This is a genomic window from Lascolabacillus massiliensis (assembly GCF_001282625.1).
Lineage (GTDB): Bacteria > Bacteroidota > Bacteroidia > Bacteroidales > Dysgonomonadaceae > Proteiniphilum > Proteiniphilum massiliensis.
On sequence record NZ_CTEJ01000002.1, the window covers coordinates 120075 to 143926 of the forward strand.

Genomic DNA, 23852 nt, shown 5'->3' on the forward strand with positions numbered 1-23852 from the left:
GTATATTTGCACGCTTAAAAGAAAGAGGCATTAATGATGCCTCTGTTTTTACATTTAAATCGAGTTAATTGCTTAAAGAATAACAAATCGTAACAAAAGTAATATTGAAATGCAAAACAAAGGATTCATTAGAGTCTTCAGTATTATCCTAACAGCTATTTGTTTGTTTTATCTCTCATTTACAGTAGTGGGGAGACAATACAACAAAAAAGCGGATCAATATGCAAATGGAGACTTAGCCCTGAAGAATCATTATCTTGATTCACTGTCAACCGAGAAAGTGTATCTAAATTACACACTAAACCAAGTTCGCGAGAAAGAAATCGGATTAGGCCTTGACCTTAAAGGTGGTATGAACGTAATTCTGGAAATAAATGCAGCAGAAGTTCTGGCATCACTTGCTAATACCGATGACCCTCAATTTAATCAGGCTTTAAGAGAAAGTGTAAACCAGAATCGCCGTGGTAGCTCTTCTGACTTTATTTCACTATTCCAGCAAAATTATGAGCAGATTAACCCTGATGGTAAACTTGCAAACATTTACAGCATCACTATGCCTGACAGAGTTACACCTAACTCAACAAATGATCAGGTTATAGCAGTTCTAAGAGCCGAATTGTCAAGTGTTGCTGATAACTCATTTAACGTATTGGCTACACGTATCGACCGCTTTGGTGTTGTTGCACCTAATATTCAGCGACTCGACCGTGCTGAACGTATCCTCGTGGAACTACCTGGTATTACAGAACCAGAACGTGTACGTAATCTTCTTCAGGGAAGTGCAAATCTGGAGTTTTGGAAAACATACAATGTGAACGAATTAGGTATGTACCTAAATGAGTTAAACTCAAGATCAAGCGAGTATGCTTTGGCTATGAGAACCAGTTCAATGCTTGAACCTACTGATTCTGTTGCTGAAGAAGGCTTAATCGAAACTGAAGATAGTTTAGCTACAGAAGATTTTACCGAACTTGAAGAAGAAAAAAAAGTTATAATAGATAAGAGTTTTATTGAATACTTCAATGAACCATACTTCGCTATGAGCGGAATAGGTGGTCCTGTACTTGGAACTGTATCAAAACTTGATACTGCTTCAGTAAACTTCCTACTGCAACGATATAAAACTCTATTCCCTGCTGATGTGAATTTTAAATGGGGATTCAAAGCTATTGATCAGCATGAGACATATTTCCAGCTATTTGCTCTTAAAGGTGATGGCAGTAGCCGTGGACCTGCATTGACTGGTGATGTGGTTACTAATGCTAAGGCTGACCAGGGACAAAATGGTACTGCTTGGGAAGTAAGCATGACAATGAACTCTGCTGGAGCAAGTCGCTGGGCTACTATTACTGGTGCAGAGATTGGCAATTCAATTGCAATAGTACTTGATGGATATGTTTATTCTGCTCCGAGAGTAAATGACCGTATTGAAGGAGGACGCTCATCGATCTCAGGTGATTTCTCATCTCAGGAAGCTCAGGACTTGGAGAATGTATTGAAATCGGGTAAAATGCAAGCCGGTATTCGTATAGTACAGGAAGATGTAGTTGGTCCTTCTTTAGGACAAGAAGCTATTAAAGATGGATTTATTTCGTTCATTATAGCATTGGTTGTTCTATTTATATTTACTATGATGCTCTATGGATTTGTTCCGGGCACAGTAATAAACGTGGCACTTTTGCTTAACTTCTTCTTTACATTGGGAATTCTAGCTGCATTCCAGGCAGTTCTTACTCTTCCGGGTATTGCGGGAATGATTCTTTCACTTGCTATGGCAGTTGACGCTAACGTACTTATTAATGAGCGTATTAAAGAAGAACTTGCTACAGGTAAATCATTACGTCGTGCTTTGGACGATGGATACAAGAATGCATTCTCTGCAATTTTCGACTCTAACTTAACAACTATTATTACTGGTATCATTCTTGTAATATTTGGTGTTGGAGCTATCAGAGGATTTGCAGTAACTCTTATTATTGGTATTGCTGCATCATTCCTTACAGCTGTATTCATTACACGTATGTTTTATGAATACCAGTTATCAAGAGGAAAATGGCAGAATCTTACATTCCAAACACATTTCTCAAGAGCAATTTACAGAGAGTATGCTTTTGATTTCCTTAAAAACAGCAAGAATGTAATTATTGGAATTGCAATATTTGTAGTTGTAAGTATTGCATCACTGTTTACACTTGGACTGAATTCAGGTATCGACTTCACAGGTGGACGTAACTATATCGTTCGCTTTGATCAGCCAGTAAATACTCAAGATGTTGAAGATGCTCTGGTTCCATACTTTGGTGAATCAGTACGTGTTATTACCATAGGTTCAAGTAATCAGGTAAGGGTATCTACAAACTATATGATAGAAGAAGATGGTACAAATGTGGAAGAAGAACTTCGTGATCTGCTTGGTCAAGGTATGGCTGAATTTATGACACCTGGTATGAGTATTGATGATCATATAATGAGTTCTCAGAAAGTGGGGCCAAGTATTGCAGAAGATATGCTTAACAATGCTTTCTTATCATTGCTGATAGCTCTTATATGTATGGGATTATATATAATGTTCCGTTTTAATAATTGGGGATTCTCTATGGGAACTGTTGCTGCTCTTGCTATTGATGCATTCTCTGTGATAGGTTTATATTCTCTGCTTTGGAGAGTGATGCCATTCTCAATGGAAATGGATCAAACTTTTGTTGCAGCAATTCTTACAATTGTGGGTTACTCTATTAACGATAAGGTGGTAGTATTTGACCGTGTGAGAGAGTATATGACTCTTTATCCTAAACGTGGATTAAGAGAGCTTTTCAATGATTCAATGAATGCCACTCTTGCACGTACTATTAATACAGGTTTGAGTACGATACTTGTGATAATAGTTATACTATTCCTTGGTGGAGATGCTGTAAGAAGCTTCGTATTTGCAATGTTGATTGGTGTGGTTGTAGGTACTATCACCAGTTTATTTATTGCTGCCCCTGTTGCATACAAAATTATGTTGAAGAAAAATAAGAAAGAGATTGTTGCAGCATAATAATACAACAACTTAACTTTCTATTAAAAATAATTTATAGGGCAGCTATATGGCTGCCCTATTATTTGCCACAATAGCTCAGTTGGTAGAGTAACGCATTCGTAACGCGTAGGTCGCGAGTTCGATCCTCGCTTGTGGCTCATTTGTTTACCCTTTTTTATTATTAGGAATTTTATTATCTTTGTGTATGTCAGCACTAGCTGATATCAAATTTCATATCTATTTACTATGCAGGTATTAATGGGGAAAATCTCCCAAATAATTGGTCCTGTTGTTGATGTACGTTTTGAGTTATCAGATTCAGAAGAAATAAAATTACCCGCGATTAATGACGCACTTTATGTAAATCGTAATGACGGGCAAGAAGTATTCCTTGAGGTTCAACAGCACATAGGAGAAAATATTGTTCGCACTGTAGCTATGGAGTCGACAGACGGATTGAGACGTGGACTTCAGGTTAAGGCTTTAGGAAGACCTATAAGTGTGCCAGTTGGTGAACAAATTAAGGGTCGACTACTGAATGTTGTTGGTAGACCTATTGATGGTCTCTCAAAACTTAGCAGAGATAAACAGTATCCTATACATCGTGAGGCTCCCAAGTTTGAGGACTTAATAACAACAGAGGAAATTCTTCACACAGGTATAAAAGTTATCGACTTACTTCAACCATATCTAAAAGGTGGTAAAATTGGTCTTTTTGGCGGAGCCGGTGTTGGGAAGACAGTTATCATAATGGAGCTCATCAACAATATTGCTAAAGGACACAAAGGGTATTCAGTTTTTGCAGGAGTAGGTGAACGTACACGCGAGGGTAATGACCTGCTTCGCGAGATGATTGAATCTGGGGTGATAAAATATGGCAAGGAGTTCAAAAAAAGCATGGATGAGGGCAAATGGGACTTGAGTAAGATTGATTACGAAAAGCTCAAAGAATCTCAGACAACCCTTGTGTTTGGTCAGATGAATGAACCGCCCGGAGCTCGTGCTTCGGTTGCACTGACTGGTTTAGCCGTTGCCGAATCATTTCGTGACTTAGGGGGTGAAGGTAGTGATACTTTATTGTTCATTGATAATATATTCAGATTTGTTCAGGCAGGTTCTGAGGTATCTGCCCTTCTTGGAAGAATGCCATCGGCAGTTGGTTATCAGCCCACACTGGCATCAGAGATGGGTACACTTCAGGAAAGAATTGCTTCAACAAAGTTTGGTTCTATTACTTCTGTTCAGGCTGTATATGTACCTGCGGATGACCTCACAGACCCTGCTCCCGCAACTACTTTTAGTTATCTGGATGCATCAACTGTACTTAGCAGAAAAATTGCATCACTTGGTATATATCCTGCAGTTGATCCTTTAGAGTCATCATCACGTATATTAGAACCATCAATTGTTGGTGAAGATCATTACAATACAGCAATGCGTGTGAAACAGATTTTACAGCGTTATAAAGAATTACAGGATATAATTTCAATCCTTGGGATGGAAGAGTTGTCTGATGAAGACAGGATGACGGTTAACCGTGCCCGTAAAGTGCAACGCTTTCTGTCACAACCATTCTTTATGGCTGAACAATATACCGGGCAACCTGGAGTTATGGTATCTATTCAGGATACTGTTAAAGGATTCCAAATGATACTTGATGGTGAAATGGATAAATATCCAGAAGCTGCATTTATGAGTGTTGGAACTATTGAAGAGGCAATTGAAAAGGGCAATAAACTGATTGAGCAGAGTAATAATAAATAAGTATTTAATATTAGATTAATTATGAAACTGGAGATAATAAGTCCCGAAAAGACATATTTTAAAGGTGATGTTGATTCTGTAACCTTACCTGGCATTTTGGGGCCTTTCCAGATACTAAACAACCATGCTCCGCTTATATCATTATTAACCAAAGGTCTGATTGAATTCTCTACAAATGGTCATATAAAAGAGATGAAAATATCCGACGGTTTTGTAGAGGTAAGTAATAATAATATTACAGTTTGTATAGACCCAATAAAGAAAAAAGTAAAACTGGATGAATAAGCTAACGAAATATTTCTTGATATTTCATACTGTCATGATTTTCGCCGCAGGGGTAATTGTATGGTTTGCACTAAAACTACTTTTCCCTGATATGATAGTTAGAGGTTTCATTACAATTCCTTTATATTTCTATCTGATGGAAATAATTTTCATCCTAAGATTCAGAAGGACACCTCTTGATAATCCTGCTCATTTAGTGAATCTATATATATTAATTAGGGTAATTAAAATTTTCACTTCATTCGCAGTTATATTACTTTACTGGATTATTCACCAACCGGGTATAAAGAGCTACGCTTTGACATTTATTATATTCTATCTCATTTCTCTTATTTGGGAAACCTTTATTTACTTAAAGATGGAGAAGTTTATCAAATATATTGGTGAACAGAACAAGCATCCAAACGATCACGAGCGTATAGATTTATGAAACATATATTATACTTGATTGTTTTATTTTCTTTTTCTACGGTCAATTGGACGGTGGGAGCAGAAACTAATAACATTTCAACAAGCAGTACAAAATATGAGGAGGAGTTAAATGTAAAAAAGCTCATACTTGAACATTTGTCTGACTCCTATGAGTGGCACATTTTTAGTACTGAAAAAAGAGATATAACAGTTCATCTTCCTGTAATACTCTATAGTAATGAAACAGGGTGGCATTTTTTCCTTTCCTCTAAACTTCATAATATTGATAATAACTACAAAGGTTTCGGTATTGCTACAAATGGAAAATATAAGGGAAAGATAGTTGAAAGAGTTACGTCAGGTGAGGAAACACGTCCACTTGACCTATCAATTACTAAAAATGCAGCATCTTTGTTATTAAGTTCTTTCTTACTTATAATAATCATATTGAGTGTAGCAAATTCAATTAAAAGAGATCCTCTGAAACCTCAAAAAGGTTTTGCTGGAACGATGGAGATGTTTATTTTAATGATTAATAATGAGGTTATTAAACCTGCAATAGGAGAAGATTACAAACGATACTCCCCATATTTGCTGACAATATTTTTCTTTATTTTCTTCAATAATCTGCTGGGATTGTTTCCACTTTTCCCGGGTGGAGCAAACGTGACAGGGAACATTTCTGTTACTGTTGTGTTAGCAATAGGTACTTTTCTCGTTGTCAATTTAACTGGTACTAAGAAATATTACAAAGAGTTATTCTGGCCTGACACTCCGGTTTGGTTGAAAGTGCCTTTCCCACTTATGCAGATAATTGAGATTGTGGGAACATTAACCAAACCCTTTGCATTAATGATTCGTCTTTTCGCAAACATAATGGCGGGTCATGCAATAGTATTGGGATTAACATCTTTGATCTTTGTCACTGTAAGTCTGGGAACTGCAATAAATACATCAATGTCAGTTGTATCAGTTATTTTTACCATTTTTATTGAATTTGTTGAGCTTTTAGTAGCCTTTATCCAGGCATATGTATTTACTCTATTATCTTCAGTATTTATTGGGTTAGCTAGGGAAAAAGAAAAAGAAAAAGACAGAAAAGAACTGGCTGTTGAGAAATTATCAGAGCCAACAAGCCATTTAGAATTATAAAAAACTTATATAAAATCAGTATTAAAATAAAAACTAAATTATGGAATTACTATCAGTATTACTACAGTCTGCAGGAGGACTGGAGACAATGGGTACCGCAATAGGTGTTGCAATAGCAGTTATAGGTGCCGCAATAGGTATTGGACAAATTGGTAAAGCAGCTGTGGAGGGTATTGCCCGTCAGCCTGAAGCTGGTTCCGATATTCGTACAACAATGATTATCTCAGCTGCACTTATTGAAGGTGTTGCACTTTTTGCAATTGTAGTCTGCGGTTTTATACTTTAAAAATTAAAATATGTCGCTTTTAACACCCGATCCAGGACTAGTCTTTTGGATGTCATTATCTTTCGGAATAGTAGTTCTTATTCTGGCAAGATTTGCTTTCCCTGTTATAATTAAAGCAGTAGATAAAAGAACACTTTTTATCGAAAATTCAGTAAAGTCTGCTAGAGAAGCAAATGAAGAACTGTCAAAGATAAAAGAGACTGGCGCCAGGATTCTGGCTAAAGCATACAAAGAACAGAATGCTATACTAAAAGAGACAGCCAGAATTAAAGAGGAAATATTACAAGAAGCGCACGCAAAGGCTAGTCAGGAAACTGAAAGAATGATAGCAGAGGCACGTAAACAGCTTCAAGTTGAAAAAGAGCAGATTCTTAGGTCAATAAGAGGTGAAGTCTCACTAATGTCTGTGACTCTTGCTGAAAAGATCCTGAGAGAGAAACTTGGTAAGGATAAAGAACAATTGAAAATGATTGATCGCCTGCTTGATGAAATTGAAATATCTAAATCTTAAGTAATATGAATACAGGACTAATTTCAACCCGTTATGCTACTGCTTTACTGGATTATTCTATTGCATCAGGTCAGGAGAAAGAGGTATACGGTAGAATGAAAACCCTGTCTGAAGTTTACTTGCTTGTACCACAGCTACGAACAGCTCTAGCAAACACTGCAATTTCAAACAAGAATAAGAAACAAATTATTTTCACTTCAATTGGTGGTAGCGTTCCATCATCTTTGGATAAAATGATAGATCTCATTTTAAAGAATGAAAGAGTAGAGGTTATTTTATTTATTGCACTTAGATATATAGAGCTTTATAGGGAAAGATTTGGAATACAATATGGCAAACTTATCACAGCTGTTCCAATAAACAAAGAAAATGAAGAGAAGATTATATCTCGTATAAGTAATATAGTAGGAGAAAATCTGGAAATAGAACCTGTCGTTGATCCTGATTTAATTGGAGGATTTGTTTTACATTTAAATGATTTAAGGTGGGATGCAAGTGTAGCGGGTGAACTGACACGTTTTAAGAATAAGATTAGAAGACAGGAAGCTGAAAATGCTTAGATAGTATTAGTGAAAAGGAGAAATAATGGCAAATAATTCAATAAAGGTTAGTGAAGTTTCTGAAATACTCAGAATGCAGCTTGAAGGATTTGATACTGATGTAAAGTTCGATGAAACAGGGACTGTTATCAGTGTAAGTGATGGTGTTGTTCGAATTTTTGGACTTCGCAATGCTGAATCAAACGAGTTGCTTGAATTCGATAATGGTATGAATGCCATCGTCATGAATCTGGAAGAGGATAATGTAGGTGCAATTCTGCTTGGAACTTCAAGTGATATTAAAGAGGGCTTTACTGTTAAGAGAACTGGTCGAGTTGCTTCTATATTCGTGGGTGAGGGTATGCTCGGACGTGTCATCTCACCATTAGGAGAACCTCTTGATGGCAAAGGGCCAGTTAAAGGTGAGTTGTTTGAAATGCCACTTGAAAGAAGAGCACCTGGTGTGGTATTTCGTCAGCCTGTTGATACGCCATTACAGACAGGTATAAAGGCTGTTGATGCAATGATTCCAATTGGGCGTGGACAAAGAGAACTTATTATTGGCGACAGGCAAACAGGAAAAACCAGTATAGCAATAGACACTATACTTAACCAAAGAAAAAATTACGAAGAGGGAGATCCGGTATATTGTATCTATGTTGCCATAGGTCAAAAAGGGTCATCTGTTGCATCAATACTAAAGACATTAACAGATCATGGGGCAATGGATTACACTACTATAATATCAACAAGTGGATCTGATCCTGCAGCTATGAGATATATAGCACCATTTGCAGGTGCTGCAATAGGTGAGTTTTTTCGTGATACAGGTAGAAATGCACTTGTTGTATATGACGATTTATCAAAACAGGCAGTTGCATATAGAGAGGTTTCTCTGATTCTTAGGCGTCCTTCAGGGCGTGAAGCATATCCTGGTGATATTTTTTATCTGCACTCAAGATTACTAGAAAGAGCAGCTAATATTATTGATCAGGAGGATGTAGCAGTAAATATGAATGATTTGCCTGAAAGTTTATCAGAAAAAGTAAAAGGAGGAGGTTCATTGACTGCACTACCCATTATTGAAACACAGGCAGGTGACGTGTCAGCTTATATCCCTACTAATGTTATTTCTATTACAGATGGTCAGATATTTTTAGAAACTGATCTTTATAATAAAGGAATTCGACCTGCAATTAATGTTGGAATATCTGTTTCCCGAGTTGGGGGAAATGCACAGATAAAAGCGATGAAGAAAGTTGCGGGATCATTAAAAATAGACCAGGCTCAATATCAGGAATTGGCTGCATTTTCAAAATTTGGTGGTGATATGGATCCAGTGACAGCAATGACAATTGATAAAGGACAGAAGAATGAGCAACTTTTAATACAACCTGTTCACAGCCCAATGAGTGTGGAAAAACAGATTGCAGTTCTTTATTGTGGCACACATGGTTTATTAAAGAATCTACCTCAGGAAAGAATACACGAATTTGAGAAGGAATTCCTTACAACCCTAGAAATGACCCATAAAGATGATGTTCTTAAACCATTAAGTGAAGGGACTATGACTGATGAAATAGGTAGAATAATAGAGAGTGTAGCCTCTAAAGTGATTCAATCTATTTTGTAAATATTATGGCACAACTTAAAGAGATAAAAAGCAGACTTCAATCCGTTAAATCAACTCAAAAGATTACTACGGCTATGATGATGGTCGCTTCCGCCAAATTGCGTAAGACACAGAACATCATCCAGCACCTGTATCCTTATGAAGAGAAACTTAGTCAAATTCTGAATATGTTTCTTAATCAGGAAGAGGGTTTTAGTACTCCCTTTACTAAAAAACGCCCTGTTGAGCGAGTTGCTATTGTAGCTTTTTCTTCAAATACAGGTCTCGCAGGAAGATTTAACGACAATATTGCGACTAAACTTGAGTCGGTAATTGATTCATATCTCCATCTGGGAAAAGAAAACATACTGATTTATACGTTTGGAGCTAAAATTGCCAAGGCTGTAGCTAAGATGGATATGCATGTTTCAAAAGATTATTCTGAAGAAAGTGCAAATCCATCTTATGAATTTATGCAGAATATTGCAAACGATTTGATGGATCAATTTTTAAATGAAGAGATAGACCGTGTGGAATTAATATATCACCACTTCATAAGTAAAGGTTCACAGGTTATTCTACAAGAGACATTTCTCCCAATTGAGCTACATAGTGGTATTAAATCAAATTTGGAAGGTGTAATTGAAAAAAGTTATGACAAACAATTAATGCCTGATTACATAATAGAGCCAGACAGATTGACCATAATGGAGAAACTTTTACCCAAAGTTTTAAAGGTAAAGCTTTTCACAAGCCATGTAGACTCTGTCACATCTGAACATGCTGCACGTATGACTGCCATGCAGATTGCTAATGATAATGCTGACAACTTAATTGAAGAGTTAACAAGAGAATATAATAAATTGCGTCAGGAGTCGATTACAAATGAACTTCTTGATTTAATAGGCGGTTCTTTAGGAAAATACTAAAATTAATCAGAGACTCTTATTAATTGACTCAATATAATTCAAAAGCTCTTCCCTACCCTGTTTTTTCTCTGAAGAAGTAATAAAAACAGGTGGCAGCTCCTCCCATGTTTCCAGTAATTTTTCTTTGTAGGCATCTATGTTTTGCTGCAAGCGGACAGGTCCCTGCTTATCCGCTTTTGTAAATACTATAGAAAAAGGTATACCATTTTCACCAAGCCATTCCATAAACTCAAGATCAATTATTTGGGGTTCGTGACGTGAGTCTACCAATACAAACAGATTCAATAACTGATCACGTTCCATAATATAATCCTCTATTATTTCTCTTATTTTTTCGCGTCCCTCTTTCCCTCTTCTGGCATAACCATATCCGGGTAAATCCACAAGATACCATTGTTCATTAATAAGAAAATGATTTATCAGCATTGTCTTACCAGGTTTAGAAGAGGTCATTGCCAACCCTTTGCGATTGGTTAACATATTGATTAAAGAGGACTTCCCCACATTTGATCTACCTATAAAAGCATATTCAGGTTTACCATCTTGAGGACACTTTTTATAATCACTATTACTAATAATAAATTCAGCTGACTTAATAATCATTCTACTTATATTTTTTAATCAATTACATTTTAAAGTCTACAGTCAAAAAAACACATAATTGTTTAAATAAACAGTTCTGAATTATATAAAATATCTGACTATATAAACTTGTTTCCCTAAATAGCCAATTAAAATTAAACTAATCGTTTATTATTTCTTAAAGATACAGCATAAAGACCGACACCAGTTATCAATCCATTTAGAAGTAAAAGCTCATATCCAACACGATAGTTGAAAATCTTCAATATAACTACTTCTATTATAAAACAGAGTACAGGTGCTGAAATTGCAACATATGGAACAAATTTATCAGTAGGTTTTACTTTTGTATAAAGTCCAAAGAAATATAAACCAAGTAATGGTCCATACGTATATGATGCCAGCTTATATATTGCATTAATAATACTATCAGAACCAATAGCTTCTATCAGTAGAATAATTAATACAAAAACAGCACTTATTGTTACATGTGCAATTCGGCGTGTTCTTACATCTTTTTTCTCCTGCTCTTTATTTAGTGAAACTGCATTCATATTTAAAATATCAACGCAAAAAGAGGTTGTAAGAGCAGTAAGTGCTGAGTCTGCACTTGAGAAAGCTGCTGCAACTATACCTACCACAAATATTCCAAGTACTACAGGTCCTAAATACTGACTTGAGATTACTGGTAGAATTTCATCAGAGATTGCTGGCAAAACAATACCATTTTGCTCAGCATAAATCAGTAATAATACACCAAGACTTAGGAAAAGGAAGTTGATTGGTGCAAAAGCGAATCCATATGAAACAACATTCTTTTGAGCATCCTTCAATGTACGTATTGTAAGGTTCTTCTGCATCTGATCCTGATCAAGTCCTGTCATCACAATAGTAATAAACATTCCGCTAAAAAACTGTTTAAAGAAATTCTGAGTACTTGTCCAGTCATCAAATACAAATATCCTTGAATGAGGACTTCCGCTGATAATTGTTACCATTCCTCTAAAATCAATATTCATACTCTTATTCACCTGCCATACGATAAGTATCAGTGCAGTAATAAAAAGAATAGTCTGCAACCAGTCAGTCCAAATAATTGTCTTTATTCCACTCTTATGACTATATAACCAAATAATCATTATTATACCAATAACCGTAACTACAAACGGTACTCCCCATGCATCAAAAACAAGTCGCTGCAAAATAAACGCAACTAAATACAGCCTTGCAGCTGCACCTACAATTTTAGAAATAAGAAAGAACCAGGCCCCTGTCTTGTATGACTTGGGTCCATATCTTTGATCAAGATATCCATATATTGTAGTCAGATTCAACCTGTAGTATAGAGGTAACAGAACATATGCAATTACAAGGTACCCAAAGAAAAAGCCCAATACCATCTGCATATATGTCATATCAAGATTTCGCACCATCCCGGGGACTGAAACGAATGTAACTCCTGAGATTGATGTCCCTATCATTGCTATGGCTACAACATACCATTTTGAAGATTTGTTTGCGCGAAAAAACTCATCATTTCCAGAGCCTTTACGACTTGTGAGATATGATATCAACATCAGTACCCCAAAATATACTACAATGACTATTAAAATATATGCTGACTTCATGTGGTTTATTTATGATTATTAGCAAGGTTATAATAATATTCTACCAGCTCATTGAATGTATCAAATTTTATTGAGTAATTATCTGTCTTACCAAACCCATATGTCATGTAAACAAAAGGTACTCCTGCTTTAGATGATTCAACACTATCTGAGTCAGTATCACCAACATAAACTGGTGATTTAAGATCGTGTTTATCAACAAGCAGTTGCATATTGTGATGTTTAGGTTTCAGATTCATTCCATGCTCCATGTAATCAGTAATAAGATGACCAGTATTAGTGTGATTCATAAAATTCACCAAACCATCTTTTTCACAGTTACTCAAGAGAAACAGTTTATATTCCTTTGAAAGCTGCTCCAGACCTTCCAGTACACCATCATAAACAAGTGGTTCCATTACCGGTACCAAATCCTGGTAAGCATCAATTACGGCATCAAATAATTTGTTATGCATATCCTCAGTCCATTCAGGAATAATAGTATTTAGCATAACTCTGGCCTCTTTACCCATCAAGCCTATTATATCATCTCTTGTAACCGTTTTTTTATATCCACACTTTTCGAATCCTGCAGTCCATGCTTTAGCATACGTATTTACATTATCCCAAAGAGTGCCATCCATATCTAAAATTAAACTATCCGGTTTTACCACTTCTGTCATTTTTTTTGTCAGCAAAAATACTCAACTAAGCATTAAGGGGCAAATAAATAGGTCTAAAAAACAAAATAGTATTATGTTTGTTTTAAATTCAAATACGAATGCTCTCTAAAATAAAAACAGACTTTATAATATATGGCCAAAGACAAAGTATGTCTGATTATTAACCCGGCTTCCGGTACAGATTCCAAGAAGAACATACCTGAAGATGTAGCATCAGCTATAGATCAGAAAAAACAGGACCTTATAATTCGTGTAACAGGTTATCCTGAACATGCAACAGAGATAGCCAGACAAGCCGCAAAGAAAAAATACAAATATGTTATTGCTGCCGGTGGAGATGGTACAGTTAACGAGGTTGCCAGAGAACTGGTCAATACCGACACAATATTGGGTATATTACCCTTAGGGTCAGGAAATGGACTTGCTAGAGATTTAGGAATACCTATTGATATTGAAAAGGCTCTTGAAATAATAATCAATGCACATACAAGAAAAATTGATTATGGAGTTGCTAACGGACATATCTTTTTCTGCACCTGTGGATTTGGTTTTGATGCATTTGTAAGTGGCAGATTTGCCGAAGACAAGAAACGAGGACCATTAGGATATGTAAGAAATGTTCTGGAAAGTGTAGTTGATTTCAGAGCTGAGGAATATGAAATCACATATGATGAAGGATCACTTACAGAGAAGGCATTTATACTCACCTGTGCCAACGCTTCACAATATGGCAACGAAGCATATATTGCACCAAACGCGAGTATGGATGATGGAATGATGAATGTGTCAATTCTTAAACCTCTAAATGCTCTTGAGATCCCGCAAACAACTATACAACTATTCACAAAGAACATTGAAAAGAATAGTAAGATGATATCACTGTTGACACAGAAACTCCATATAAAACGTGCCTCCCCGGGGTTAATGCATATGGATGGAGAGCCGGTACTAACAGATTCCGAAATAGAAGTCAGGGTTATACCTAAAGGACTAAATGTATTCACTCCCACTCCATCTGAGATTAATGAAAAAAAGCGCAAAGAGAATGAAACCATTTTCAATTCGCTTACCAGATGGTTTAATTAAACCTACCTTTTCTTCCAGACTGTAACCTGAAGAATTCTTTTCTCAGAAAGTCTTGATGATTTTTTCCTGATCTGTATTAAATCTTGTGGCTCTGAATGAAGAACGAAGTTATTATTAAGCAGACTACTAATACCATCAAATGAAGTTACAGGTTCACCATCCTGTTTGAATCCTCCCGGCCATTTGTCACGAGGCGTTTTCTTCTGATCCCATTGATAATCTGAAGCAATCACAAGTAATCCTCCATCATTAACTCTAGTATGGATATCTGATAGAAATGCTTTAGGATCGCTCAACTCTTCTAACAAAGAAGGTACTACAATCAGGTCATAACCGGAATAGATATCCTTTAAGTTCATAGCATCAGCCTGCATAAATAAAAGACTACCCTTTATTTCATTCAACCCAAAATCGCTAAGTACAATATCACGGTAAAACATAAGTTCCCCCTCATCCCTCATTGTATATCGAACATATCCCTGCTCCTGCAATTGAATAGGAATACGAATCATTCGTGCTGTAAAATCAAGAGCTGTAACATCTTTAAAACTTCTCGCCAGTTCAAAAGCCAGTCGCCCCGTATCAGCATTTAAATCTAAAATCCGAGAATCAGAATTATTCTTAATTAAATCATTTATAATCACAGAAAGCTGCCTTGCAAGATTTGGTTGATCAGAGTAAGCATCACCCCAATTTTCTTCACATGAAAGAGTTACCTCCTCATCTGTCTCATAATCTGCCTGTTGAATTTTCAGAGGAGCATCAGACTCAACATATCTGAATCCGGCATGCTGATAAAAATGCCTCCTGAAAGCATAGCGTGAATGAATTGTCGCTTCATTACCTGTTGAGATCCATGAACCACCTTTAATAAGATTATGCTTTCCGTCAAACGTAGGAGTTGAAAAATCATCATACATTGGATGCACCTTAAATCCAGGGAATCCGGTTATAGGAGTTTCAGTCCATTGCCATACATTTCCAACAACATCAAAAAACTGCCCTTGTACAAACATATTTACAGGACAAGGTGATGAATAGTATTCCAGATTAATATTACCCGGAGCCTTCTCCCACTCAGTAACCTCATTTAATTGAGCCACACCGTGCAATCGATACCACTCAGCTTCAGTAGGCAAACGAAAGTTCTTGCCAGTCTTCATACTTTTCCAGTTACAAAAAGCTTTCGCTTCGAGATAGTTCACTTCTACAGGCCAGTTCCATGGCATAGGAATCTCTTCTGCTACAAGTCGTAGATAATATTCTTTTTCATACTTACGCCAAAACAAAGGCATCTCAGCCTGCTTAAAATTTCTCCAGTTCCACCCCTCTTCTGTCCAGTAATTTTCATTATTATAACCTCCATCCTCGATAAATTCTAGAAATTCTCCATTAGATGTCAAATATTTGGCAGCCGCAAAGTCAGAAACTTCCTCTTCATAGTTACCATACTCATTATCCCATCCATATAACGGATAATCCATAGGCTTACCTAATTTCATTTTTGCACCACTTACCGGAACAAGTTCATTTTTCGGTGCATCACCTGAACTTGGACAACGAACCCCAAAGAGCCCCGGAGTCAAATCCTCTAAAGGTAGCTGTCGAATCAGAACGGAAGAAGTCTCCAGATGAATCCTCTCATGTTCTATACCCATCATAATAATCCAGAAAGGACTATCCCAGTTGATTGGTAATTCAAGAGGAGCAGTATCAATTACCTCAAGAATTACTTTTTTAACCTCATCACGATAAGCACGTACCTCATGCACTGGTGGCCAGTCATAGTTATTATTATCCAAATCATCCCAACTCATCTCATCCACACCAATTGCAAACAGAGATTCAAATCTGGGATTAATCCTTTTACTTATAATTTTCGCAAGAAAAAGCTTATTAATGTAAAACACTGCTGTATGCCCCAGATAGAACAGAATAATATGCCTTAACGAGTCTCCACGCTTATAGAATATATCATCCGACTTTAGCTGAGTATACAGTAGTTCATCTATCGCCCATGTTTTCAGAAAGTAATCACGTATTTCTTCTCTTTTAGCTTCTGAAGATCCAGAACGTAAATCAATGGTTTTAGTAATCAAATCAGTCATGTTAAACATTAAAATTTTTATATAAATATATTTTTCTCATTTGGAACTCTTCCGTAGGAGAGCTCATCTTAGTTTGTGATATTTCGGCGACCCGGCTAAACCCCAGTTTTTGATATAATGACAGAGCAGGTCTGTTTTTTTCCCAAACACGAATTACTGCACCTGAATATTTATATTTTTCCAATCCTATAAGCCTGTCAATCAAAGCTGTAGCAAGACCGTTTCGTCTGAAATCACTATCCACAATTACTTCAGCAATATAAACGATATTATCATGCTTTACATTATCTAATACACCTATGGGAAACTCTTTATCGAAACTTAAAGTAGTTGCAAGTGTAAAGGCAACAATCTCTTCATTATATATAGCTATATACCCAAAACCATTCTCAATTAAAAACTCAACGGTCTCCTCTGCATCTGCCTTATCTATATATTGTGCATATTCGCCCTGAGTAAAGGCAGTCAGGTACAGATCAATCAATCTGCTTTTAAGCATTGGGTAATTGAATCGATCAAGACTTAAAATTCTGAATTTAAAATTAGAATCCTCCATACTCGATTTTACTATTCAACAATCATGCGCATGGTATGTTCACCATCCACCAACGCTTCCACCTCCACCTCCCATTCCTGAGAAGCCTCCGCCAAATGATCCACTGCTCCAGTTGCCACCACCTGATGATGGCTGGGTTGCAGCATGACTAACTGTATTAGATAATGTACTATTCAGAGCATGACCAAACAGAGCTGCATTAACATATGTACCCCTGTACCAAGCTGGCTGATACGCCTCGGGCTGGACTGCAGAGGAGAGAAGAGCCTTTTCAAATTTCTCACCCCAAACCTCTTCCATTTCAAGAGCTATGGCATAAGGAAGCAACTCCTCAAATTTCTCCGGAGTAACCGATGGGGGATTAAAAAACTGCATTCGTTTCTCCTCAGCAACATCCAGATACATCTTTAGTCCTTTAATATTAGATCTATAATGAAGCTTCCTTTCACCCGGGCGAACAATTTGTATTGCATATATTATATATAGAATAGAAAGTAATGGAATTGTAATAAACAGAGCTGTTCTGTTTACTTCGAAATGCATTAAACTATTGTTGATAAAGTAAAATAGAATTATAATATACAGCACAAATCCAAGCCAGGGTACTACATGAAATTTAATATTTATTCCCTCATCCAAGACAGGTCTGAACTGTTTGTTCAAGCTCTTCTTGTAATTCTGCATCATTTTAGCTACATCTCTATCATATTTACCATCCAGACGTATATTGTCGTCTGAATAAAAAAGTTCGCGTAAAACAACAGCCTCTTCAGCAGGCAGTTTACTATAATCATTATTAAGGCGAGTCAATGAAAACACCCTATCCTTACGGATTCCGAACAGTCCTTTCTTCTCAATAATCTCTTCAATAGATAGATACCCTTTTACAGACAGATTAACAATTGAAGCAGTAATAAGATCATCAATAAAATAACCCTTATGAAGTATTCCCACCGCAGCAGGAGAGAGTCCGTCTGGTGGAGAAAACTGAGGGATGGCTACCGGTTTAGGAGGATCCACTCCATACTTTTTCCATGTTATTCGATAATAAACTGATAATAATAGAATAAAAACAGCACTAACTACAGCCATCCCGTTTTTATCAAACCATGAAAATACATTTGTCTCAAAGCCGGCAGGTTGATTAACAACACCTTTTGTAAAACCTACTGATACAGTAAGCATCTCGTTTGATGGCAAATTGTTTACAACAGTTGTCAATGAACCATCTTCATTAATTTCAGAGATGCAATCACTCTCTTTATCACCAAATCTTCCTGTATAACAGTGTGAACTAATTATATTTGCACCCGTTGGTAGTCTTACAACAGAACTAACACTATCTATCATTTTTCCGGATATACCATTTACGTTCCAGCTTAGTTCATCATAATCTTCATAAAAACCTATCTGACCGGCTGTTTCATAATATATTTCATAAATATAGAAACCGGGATCAAGAAATATATTCCTGTCTCCAACGTAAATAATCAAATCACCACCCTCTCTCTCCGTGAAGTAATTAACAGGACTTCCATTCATAAGTACCTCACTCACCGAATAATCTATACTTATCCTGTTATTCTGGATATCTCTTCTTGTCAAAGGGAGTGATCTTGTTATACCTCTTTTGAATACATCACCTTTTGAAAATATCCTTATCTCCTCCTTTACCCGGATCATTCCAGACTCTTCTATCGTGACATCAGAATAAAAAGTGTATATCTTCTCCTCCTGAGCTATTATTGACACAGAGGATAAAAGCAGAATTATTGATAGATAAATATATCGCATTAGAATTGAACTTGAGGAACAGCTTTCTCAGCCTCGTTTTCCAACTCAAAGAAAAGTGATTTTGTAAATTTGAACATTCCTGCAATGACATTGCTTGGAAAAGTATCAACAAGAATATTATTTTCACGTACAGTACCATTATAATATCGTCTCGACTTCTCAATATCAGATTCTATCAAACTAAGCTGGTTCTGCAACTGCAAAAAGTTTTGGTTTGCCTTAAGTTCAGGATACTGTTCTGCTACAGCCAGAAGTCTTATAAGTGCTGCATTTAAATTATTTTCAGCAGCCTCCTGTGATTTAATATCTTGTGCCTGCATAGCACCGGCTCTTGCCTGGGTAACATTTTCAAATGTTTCTCTTTCGTGAGAAGCATATCCCTTTACTGTTTCAACAAGGTTCGGTATCAGATCGTGACGTTTTTTCAACTGAACATTTATGCCACTCCAAGCTTCCTGAACCATAGTACGAAGTTTAACAAGCTTGTTATAGATTGATACTCCATACATTATAACAATTATTACAAGAATAAGTAACACAAGAAGTAATGTACCCATAGATTTAATTTTTTAAAAATGATATATTATTTTAAACAAAAACCAAACTGTTAAAGTTTAGTTATAATAAACAAACAAATGTTTCACACTCATAAAATTACAAAATTATTTGCTACGTTTATATAAAAATTGATGCGTATTTTAATCCTGTTTAATCTATTATTTAGATATATCGAACAAGAATGACGTAAAATCGTTTATCTAATAGAAATTTACTGATGCCAAAAACAATTTGAATTTTATGAAAAACTTTATTTTTCAGAACCCTACAAAACTGGTTTTTGGAAAGGGGCAGATAGAAAAGCTTTCAGAGCTGATACCACTTGATGTAAATCTTTTAATAACATACGGTGGTGGTAGTGTTACCAAGAATGGAGTTTATGATCAAGTAAAAAAAGCTCTAAAAGGAAGAAGTTATACAGAATTCTGGGGTATTGAGCCCAACCCTCGAGTAGAAACGCTCAGAAGAGCTATTGCACTTGGAAAAGTAAAAGAGATAAATTATATACTTGCAGTAGGTGGAGGTTCAGTTTTGGATGGAACTAAACTGATTGCTGCCGGAATAGTTTCTGATAAAGATGCATGGGAGATTGTATTAAGTGGAGTAGCAGAGAATCAGATTCCATTCGCTTCGGTAATGACTGTGCCGGCTACCGGATCTGAGATGAATGGAGGGGCTGTAATCACAAGAGAAGAGACACATGAAAAATTTTCTTTTGGTGGTGATTATCCCCAATTCTCTATTCTTGATCCTGAAGTAACCTATTCATTATCAGACCATCAGATAGCTTGTGGACTTGCTGATGCTTATACACATGTACTTGAACAGTATATGACAACCACAGGTCAATCAAGAATCATGGACAGGTGGGCCGAAGGCTTACTTTTGTCAATTATTGAAATTGCTCCAAAAATAAAAGAATCTCCTAATGATTATGAACTGATGGCTGACTATATGCTATCGGCCACTCTCGCTCTTAACGATTTCATAAGAATGGGCATTTCACAGGATTGGGCTACTCATCAGATTGGCCACGAATTAACCGCATTGCATGGAATCACACATGGGCATTCATTAGCAATAGTTATGCCCGGTACATTGAGAGAACTGAAAGTGCAGAAACATGATAAACTTCTTCAGTATGGTGAGCGTATATTCAATATCACTGAAGGCACTGAAGAGGATAGAGTGAATAAAGCAATTGAGAAGACTGAAGAGTTTTACCGTTCGCTTGGTCTAACAACAAGGCTCTCAGAGGAAAACGTAGGCGAAGATACTATTGAAACAATAGCTCGTCGCTTTAATGATCGTGGAGTAGCATATGGTGAAAACCGTAATGTTACAGGTGATGTTGCAAGAGAAATCTTACGAAAATGCATTTAGTCATTAATGTTTATTAGGACTAACAGACAACTGATTTCCCATTGCGACTTTAATAAATACCTTTTTTTTTGTATGTTTGTGTTTCAATTTATCAGTATGAGCACAATTTTACTTAGTATAGGTTCCAACACATTTGCGAAAACAAATATAGATAAAGCTAAACGAATGCTTTCTTATCTATTTCCAGGAATCATTTTCAGTGAACCAATTTTATCTGAACCTGAAGATGATAGTTTTAAATATCTGTTCCGAAATATTCTGGCAAGTTTTGAAACAGATCTCTCACAGGAAGAGATAATAGAAAAGATTAAGCAGACAGAAAGAGCTGTTGGACGTACCCCTAAAGATAAATATCAGGGCAAGGTAGTTATAGATATCGATCTTCTGAAGTATGGTGAAGAGATACTAAGACCACAGGATTTTGAGAAGGAGTATATTCAGCAACTATTGGCCATTTTTGTGATACCTGAGCCGACTAACCAAACAACATCGCCTGATGAACTTGATTCATTGGAAGAATCTGATATATAGAATTTATTAATTTAGCCTGGTAATTGATTTAACACCTTTTACTGCTTTTAGTTTTTTAATCAGTTGTTCCAACATCGAGGTATTGGCAAGCATAACAGCGATGTTACCCTGGAATAGACCATCATTTGAGTCAATTGAAATTGACCTCATCTGGATGCCTTCCTCTTTTGATATTATAGACATTAGGTTAGCTACAATATTAATCTGGTCGTTTCCGATTACTCTAAGTATAATAGTGTAATTGGAAGAGCCTGTTTTGCCTGACCAGCGGGCTTTTAATATTCTGTATCCATAGCGTGAGAAAAGATCTTGCGCATTAGGACAACTGAATCTATGTATTTTTATCCCCTGTGATGAAACAAAACCAAATATCTCATCACCATAAATAGGATTACAACATTTAGCAAGTTTATAATCGATCCCCGTAAGATTCTGATCTATTATCAGTTCATCTGCACTTGTATTCTCAATACCCGGGGTTTTTAATGTAAACTCTTCAGCACTTACTGTTGAGTGTGATTCTCTGATTTCATTACTCCTGCTTTCTATCTCAAGATAACGGTCAATTACCCAGTTTATATCATTCTTTCCATTTGCAATATCAACATAAAAATCTGTAACAGTCTTGTATTTAAGCTTTTTAATCAATTGCATTAGATGAGAATCATCCAGATCAATCTTGCGGTTTTTCATCCTTCGCAAAAGGGTCTCCTTTGCAATATCAACCTGTTTACCAGCCTCCTCTTTTAGTAACTGGCGAATTTTTGTCTTGGCTTTGGATGTTACAACACTATTAAGCCAATCCTGTTTAGGGGTTTGATGCGAGGAGGTGTTGATCTCAACCTGATCACCACTTTTTAGAACATGTTTAATAGGAACATTTTTACCGTTAACTCTACCCGACATGCAGGTAGCACCTAATTTTGAATGTATTGAGAATGCAAAATCAAGAACTGTTGCACCTTTAGGCAATTTAAAAAGATCACCTTTTGGTGTGAATACAAAAATCTCTTCATCATAAAGGTCAAGCTTAAAATCAGACAACTTCTGTGTCAGGTTGGTTTCCTTGTCATCCAGCGACTCTCTAAGAGACTTGAGCCATTCATCAAGACCTGATTCACTCTTTAATCCTTTATATTTCCAGTGAGCTGCTAAACCTCGTTCAGCAATCTCATCCATTCTTTTTGTTCGTATCTGCACCTCAACCCATTTCGAACCCGGGCCCATTACAGTTATATGCAGTGACTCATAACCATTGCTTTTAGGTATTGACAACCAATCTTTTAATCTCTTCGGATTGGGTTGATACATATCAGTAATTATGGAGTAAACCTGCCAGCATTGCGCTTTTTCCTGCTCTAAAGGTGCATCCAGAATTACACGAATTGCAAAAAGGTCATAAATATTTTCGAATTCAATCTTCTGCTTTTTAAGTTTGTTATATATCGAGTTGATAGACTTTGTACGCCCCTTAATATCATACTTAAAACCAGTGTTGTTTAGTCGCTGCTTCACCGGCTCAATAAACTCTGCAATATATTTTTCTCTGGAACGCTTTGTTTCATTTAGTTTACCGGCTATAAAATCGTAAGTTTCCCTGTCGGTATATTTCAATGATAGATCCTCAAGTTCAGACTTAATGGTATAAAAACCCAACCTGTGGGCAAGCGGTGCATAGAGATAAGTTGATTCTACAGACAGATCCAGCCTCTCAGAACTTGTGGCCGATTTTGCCTCCCTCATCATTCTTAGGTGCTGAGCAATCATTATAAATACCACCCTTATATCTTCTGCTATAGAAAGCAGCAGTTTAATATAATTTTCTGACTCAACGGCAGATTTCTTGTCACTAAACTCACTGATTTTAAGAAGTCCATTAAGTATTACAGAGGTATCTTCACCAAAATCTGATCTAGCTCTCTCAACAGAGTAACTCCCATTTGAAACAGGATGAATAAGTAAAATGGCACATACAGAGGATTGCTTCAGACCGATCTCATCAATTGCCACTATTGTAGTTCTGATATCAGCCCAAAGTTCATTCTTGACATTATCCTGAGTTGTATCATCACATGTCTGCAAATAGTTCAATAGTATCTGTTTGAGCAGTCCGATTCTCTCAATGCTCCATTCATCACGAAGTACTGAATATATCTTTTTGTAATGAACTAAAAACTCAATTTTATCTTTTTCCTGAATTTCGGTCATACCCCATTTCCTAAAAATAATCTCTACTTACTTTATTCTATCCGAAAAATGAATTAACTTTAAAATATAAATAAATACTGCATAGCAAATTTAATGATTTAATATTTATAAAAGCGGTAATTAATATGATTTTAGATAAGTTATTGGGCAAACAGAGTCCATACTTAGTACATATATAGCTCTTACCTTCTCCTTACCCGGTTCTTACCCTCCTCATTAAAATATTAGGAAGGTAAGAACCGGGT

21 protein-coding genes and 1 tRNA gene are annotated in these 23852 nt (G+C 36.3%); 14 read left to right on the forward strand and 8 right to left on the reverse strand.

Annotated elements, in window-relative coordinates:
- Positions 1 to 109: 109 nt before the first annotated feature.
- From secDF to atpG, 11 genes are all read left to right on the forward strand, one after another.
- Positions 110 to 3040, forward strand: coding sequence for a protein translocase subunit SecDF (gene secDF, locus BN1354_RS05250; protein ID WP_053826467.1), 2931 nt, complete (start codon positions 110 to 112; stop codon positions 3038 to 3040).
- A gap of 67 nt (positions 3041 to 3107) precedes the next feature.
- Positions 3108 to 3180: transfer RNA gene (locus BN1354_RS05255), tRNA-Thr, on the forward strand.
- A gap of 88 nt (positions 3181 to 3268) precedes the next feature.
- Positions 3269 to 4786 carry a F0F1 ATP synthase subunit beta gene (gene atpD, locus BN1354_RS05260; protein WP_045089420.1) on the forward strand — a complete coding sequence of 506 codons (1518 nt, stop codon included), beginning with the start codon at positions 3269 to 3271 and terminating at the stop codon, positions 4784 to 4786.
- A 21-nt stretch (positions 4787 to 4807) separates the two neighbouring features.
- The gene (atpC, locus tag BN1354_RS05265) at positions 4808 to 5071 is read left to right on the forward strand and encodes an ATP synthase F1 subunit epsilon (protein WP_197272014.1); all 264 of its coding nucleotides are present in this window, start codon (positions 4808 to 4810) and stop codon (positions 5069 to 5071) included.
- Positions 5064 to 5501, forward strand: coding sequence for a hypothetical protein (locus tag BN1354_RS05270; protein WP_045089418.1), 438 nt, complete (start codon positions 5064 to 5066; stop codon positions 5499 to 5501). The genes atpC and BN1354_RS05270 overlap by 8 nt, the downstream gene beginning before the upstream one ends.
- The gene (gene atpB, locus BN1354_RS05275) at positions 5498 to 6634 is read left to right on the forward strand and encodes a F0F1 ATP synthase subunit A (RefSeq protein WP_053826468.1); all 1137 of its coding nucleotides are present in this window, start codon (positions 5498 to 5500) and stop codon (positions 6632 to 6634) included. Before BN1354_RS05270 ends, atpB begins: the two co-directional genes overlap by 4 nt.
- A gap of 40 nt (positions 6635 to 6674) precedes the next feature.
- Positions 6675 to 6920, forward strand: a complete 246-nt coding sequence (atpE, locus tag BN1354_RS05280) for an ATP synthase F0 subunit C (protein WP_045089416.1) — start codon at positions 6675 to 6677, stop codon at positions 6918 to 6920.
- A 10-nt stretch (positions 6921 to 6930) separates the two neighbouring features.
- Entirely contained in the window at positions 6931 to 7431 is a 501-nt protein-coding gene (gene atpF / locus BN1354_RS05285; RefSeq protein WP_053826469.1) for a F0F1 ATP synthase subunit B, read from the forward strand.
- A gap of 5 nt (positions 7432 to 7436) precedes the next feature.
- Complete coding sequence (locus BN1354_RS05290) at positions 7437 to 7991, forward strand: F0F1 ATP synthase subunit delta (protein ID WP_053826470.1); 555 nt, start codon at positions 7437 to 7439, stop codon at positions 7989 to 7991.
- A gap of 25 nt (positions 7992 to 8016) precedes the next feature.
- Entirely contained in the window at positions 8017 to 9603 is a 1587-nt protein-coding gene (atpA, locus tag BN1354_RS05295) for a F0F1 ATP synthase subunit alpha (protein ID WP_053826471.1), read from the forward strand.
- Between the two features lie 5 nt (positions 9604 to 9608).
- Complete coding sequence (gene atpG / locus BN1354_RS05300) at positions 9609 to 10511, forward strand: ATP synthase F1 subunit gamma (protein ID WP_045089412.1); 903 nt, start codon at positions 9609 to 9611, stop codon at positions 10509 to 10511.
- 6 nt (positions 10512 to 10517) lie between these two features.
- Here the strand turns inward: atpG and yihA are convergent, their stop codons facing one another.
- From yihA to BN1354_RS05315, 3 genes are all read right to left on the reverse strand, one after another.
- Positions 10518 to 11114 (reverse strand): ribosome biogenesis GTP-binding protein YihA/YsxC, encoded by a 597-nt coding sequence (gene yihA, locus BN1354_RS05305; RefSeq protein ID WP_045089411.1) that lies wholly within the window; start codon positions 11112 to 11114, stop codon positions 10518 to 10520.
- A gap of 134 nt (positions 11115 to 11248) precedes the next feature.
- Positions 11249 to 12721, reverse strand: coding sequence for a sodium:solute symporter (locus BN1354_RS05310; protein ID WP_045089410.1), 1473 nt, complete (start codon positions 12719 to 12721; stop codon positions 11249 to 11251).
- Positions 12722 to 12726: 5 nt separating this feature from the next.
- Positions 12727 to 13383, reverse strand: coding sequence for an HAD family hydrolase (locus BN1354_RS05315; RefSeq protein WP_053826472.1), 657 nt, complete (start codon positions 13381 to 13383; stop codon positions 12727 to 12729).
- A 132-nt stretch (positions 13384 to 13515) separates the two neighbouring features.
- On the opposite strand from BN1354_RS05315, the gene BN1354_RS05320 reads away from it, so the two are divergent.
- Complete coding sequence (locus BN1354_RS05320) at positions 13516 to 14469, forward strand: diacylglycerol/lipid kinase family protein (protein WP_045089408.1); 954 nt, start codon at positions 13516 to 13518, stop codon at positions 14467 to 14469.
- Positions 14470 to 14471: 2 nt separating this feature from the next.
- Here the strand turns inward: BN1354_RS05320 and ovoA are convergent, their stop codons facing one another.
- The 4 genes from ovoA to BN1354_RS05340 are packed head-to-tail and all read right to left on the reverse strand — an operon-like array spanning position 14472 to position 19484.
- Complete coding sequence (gene ovoA / locus BN1354_RS05325) at positions 14472 to 16577, reverse strand: 5-histidylcysteine sulfoxide synthase (RefSeq protein WP_045090855.1); 2106 nt, start codon at positions 16575 to 16577, stop codon at positions 14472 to 14474.
- 1 nt (position 16578) lies between these two features.
- A complete protein-coding gene (locus BN1354_RS05330; protein WP_045089407.1) occupies positions 16579 to 17133 on the reverse strand; it encodes a GNAT family N-acetyltransferase in 555 nt (184 codons plus the stop codon).
- 39 nt (positions 17134 to 17172) lie between these two features.
- Positions 17173 to 18927, reverse strand: a complete 1755-nt coding sequence (locus tag BN1354_RS05335) for a DUF2207 domain-containing protein (protein WP_082331544.1) — start codon at positions 18925 to 18927, stop codon at positions 17173 to 17175.
- Positions 18927 to 19484, reverse strand: coding sequence for a LemA family protein (locus BN1354_RS05340; protein ID WP_045089405.1), 558 nt, complete (start codon positions 19482 to 19484; stop codon positions 18927 to 18929). Before BN1354_RS05340 ends, BN1354_RS05335 begins: the two co-directional genes overlap by 1 nt.
- 241 nt (positions 19485 to 19725) lie before the next feature.
- Here BN1354_RS05340 and BN1354_RS05345 point away from each other — a divergent pair, with 241 nt between their 5' ends.
- A complete protein-coding gene (locus tag BN1354_RS05345) occupies positions 19726 to 20868 on the forward strand; it encodes an iron-containing alcohol dehydrogenase (RefSeq protein WP_053826474.1) in 1143 nt (380 codons plus the stop codon).
- 96 nt (positions 20869 to 20964) lie between these two features.
- A complete protein-coding gene (locus BN1354_RS05350) occupies positions 20965 to 21399 on the forward strand; it encodes a 2-amino-4-hydroxy-6-hydroxymethyldihydropteridine diphosphokinase (protein ID WP_197272016.1) in 435 nt (144 codons plus the stop codon).
- 6 nt (positions 21400 to 21405) lie between these two features.
- Here BN1354_RS05350 and BN1354_RS05355 read toward each other — a convergent pair whose 3' ends face one another.
- Positions 21406 to 23607: a RelA/SpoT family protein gene (locus BN1354_RS05355; protein WP_053826475.1), complete on the reverse strand. Its 2202-nt coding sequence runs from the start codon at positions 23605 to 23607 to the stop codon at positions 21406 to 21408.
- Positions 23608 to 23852: the final 245 nt, after the last annotated feature.

What these genes read in the sequence shown, in the direction of transcription:
- secDF (WP_053826467.1), top strand. Translation starts at nt 110, where the DNA reads ATGCAAAACAAAGGATTCATTAGAGTCTTCAGTATTATCCTAACAGCT.
- ovoA (WP_045090855.1), bottom strand. Translation starts at nt 16,577, where the DNA reads ATGACTGATTTGATTACTAAAACCATTGATTTACGTTCTGGATCTTCA.
- BN1354_RS05320 (WP_045089408.1), top strand. Translation starts at nt 13,516, where the DNA reads ATGGCCAAAGACAAAGTATGTCTGATTATTAACCCGGCTTCCGGTACA.
- BN1354_RS05350 (WP_197272016.1), top strand. Translation starts at nt 20,965, where the DNA reads ATGAGCACAATTTTACTTAGTATAGGTTCCAACACATTTGCGAAAACA.
- atpD (WP_045089420.1), top strand. Translation starts at nt 3,269, where the DNA reads ATGCAGGTATTAATGGGGAAAATCTCCCAAATAATTGGTCCTGTTGTT.
- BN1354_RS05340 (WP_045089405.1), bottom strand. Translation starts at nt 19,484, where the DNA reads ATGGGTACATTACTTCTTGTGTTACTTATTCTTGTAATAATTGTTATA.
- yihA (WP_045089411.1), bottom strand. Translation starts at nt 11,114, where the DNA reads ATGATTATTAAGTCAGCTGAATTTATTATTAGTAATAGTGATTATAAA.
- BN1354_RS05315 (WP_053826472.1), bottom strand. Translation starts at nt 13,383, where the DNA reads ATGACAGAAGTGGTAAAACCGGATAGTTTAATTTTAGATATGGATGGC.
- BN1354_RS05355 (WP_053826475.1), bottom strand. Translation starts at nt 23,607, where the DNA reads ATGACCGAAATTCAGGAAAAAGATAAAATTGAGTTTTTAGTTCATTAC.
- atpF (WP_053826469.1), top strand. Translation starts at nt 6,931, where the DNA reads ATGTCGCTTTTAACACCCGATCCAGGACTAGTCTTTTGGATGTCATTA.
- atpB (WP_053826468.1), top strand. Translation starts at nt 5,498, where the DNA reads ATGAAACATATATTATACTTGATTGTTTTATTTTCTTTTTCTACGGTC.
- BN1354_RS05270 (WP_045089418.1), top strand. Translation starts at nt 5,064, where the DNA reads ATGAATAAGCTAACGAAATATTTCTTGATATTTCATACTGTCATGATT.
- BN1354_RS05335 (WP_082331544.1), bottom strand. Translation starts at nt 18,927, where the DNA reads ATGCGATATATTTATCTATCAATAATTCTGCTTTTATCCTCTGTGTCA.
- atpE (WP_045089416.1), top strand. Translation starts at nt 6,675, where the DNA reads ATGGAATTACTATCAGTATTACTACAGTCTGCAGGAGGACTGGAGACA.
- BN1354_RS05290 (WP_053826470.1), top strand. Translation starts at nt 7,437, where the DNA reads ATGAATACAGGACTAATTTCAACCCGTTATGCTACTGCTTTACTGGAT.
- atpA (WP_053826471.1), top strand. Translation starts at nt 8,017, where the DNA reads ATGGCAAATAATTCAATAAAGGTTAGTGAAGTTTCTGAAATACTCAGA.
- BN1354_RS05345 (WP_053826474.1), top strand. Translation starts at nt 19,726, where the DNA reads ATGAAAAACTTTATTTTTCAGAACCCTACAAAACTGGTTTTTGGAAAG.
- BN1354_RS05310 (WP_045089410.1), bottom strand. Translation starts at nt 12,721, where the DNA reads ATGAAGTCAGCATATATTTTAATAGTCATTGTAGTATATTTTGGGGTA.
- BN1354_RS05330 (WP_045089407.1), bottom strand. Translation starts at nt 17,133, where the DNA reads ATGGAGGATTCTAATTTTAAATTCAGAATTTTAAGTCTTGATCGATTC.
- atpG (WP_045089412.1), top strand. Translation starts at nt 9,609, where the DNA reads ATGGCACAACTTAAAGAGATAAAAAGCAGACTTCAATCCGTTAAATCA.
- atpC (WP_197272014.1), top strand. Translation starts at nt 4,808, where the DNA reads ATGAAACTGGAGATAATAAGTCCCGAAAAGACATATTTTAAAGGTGAT.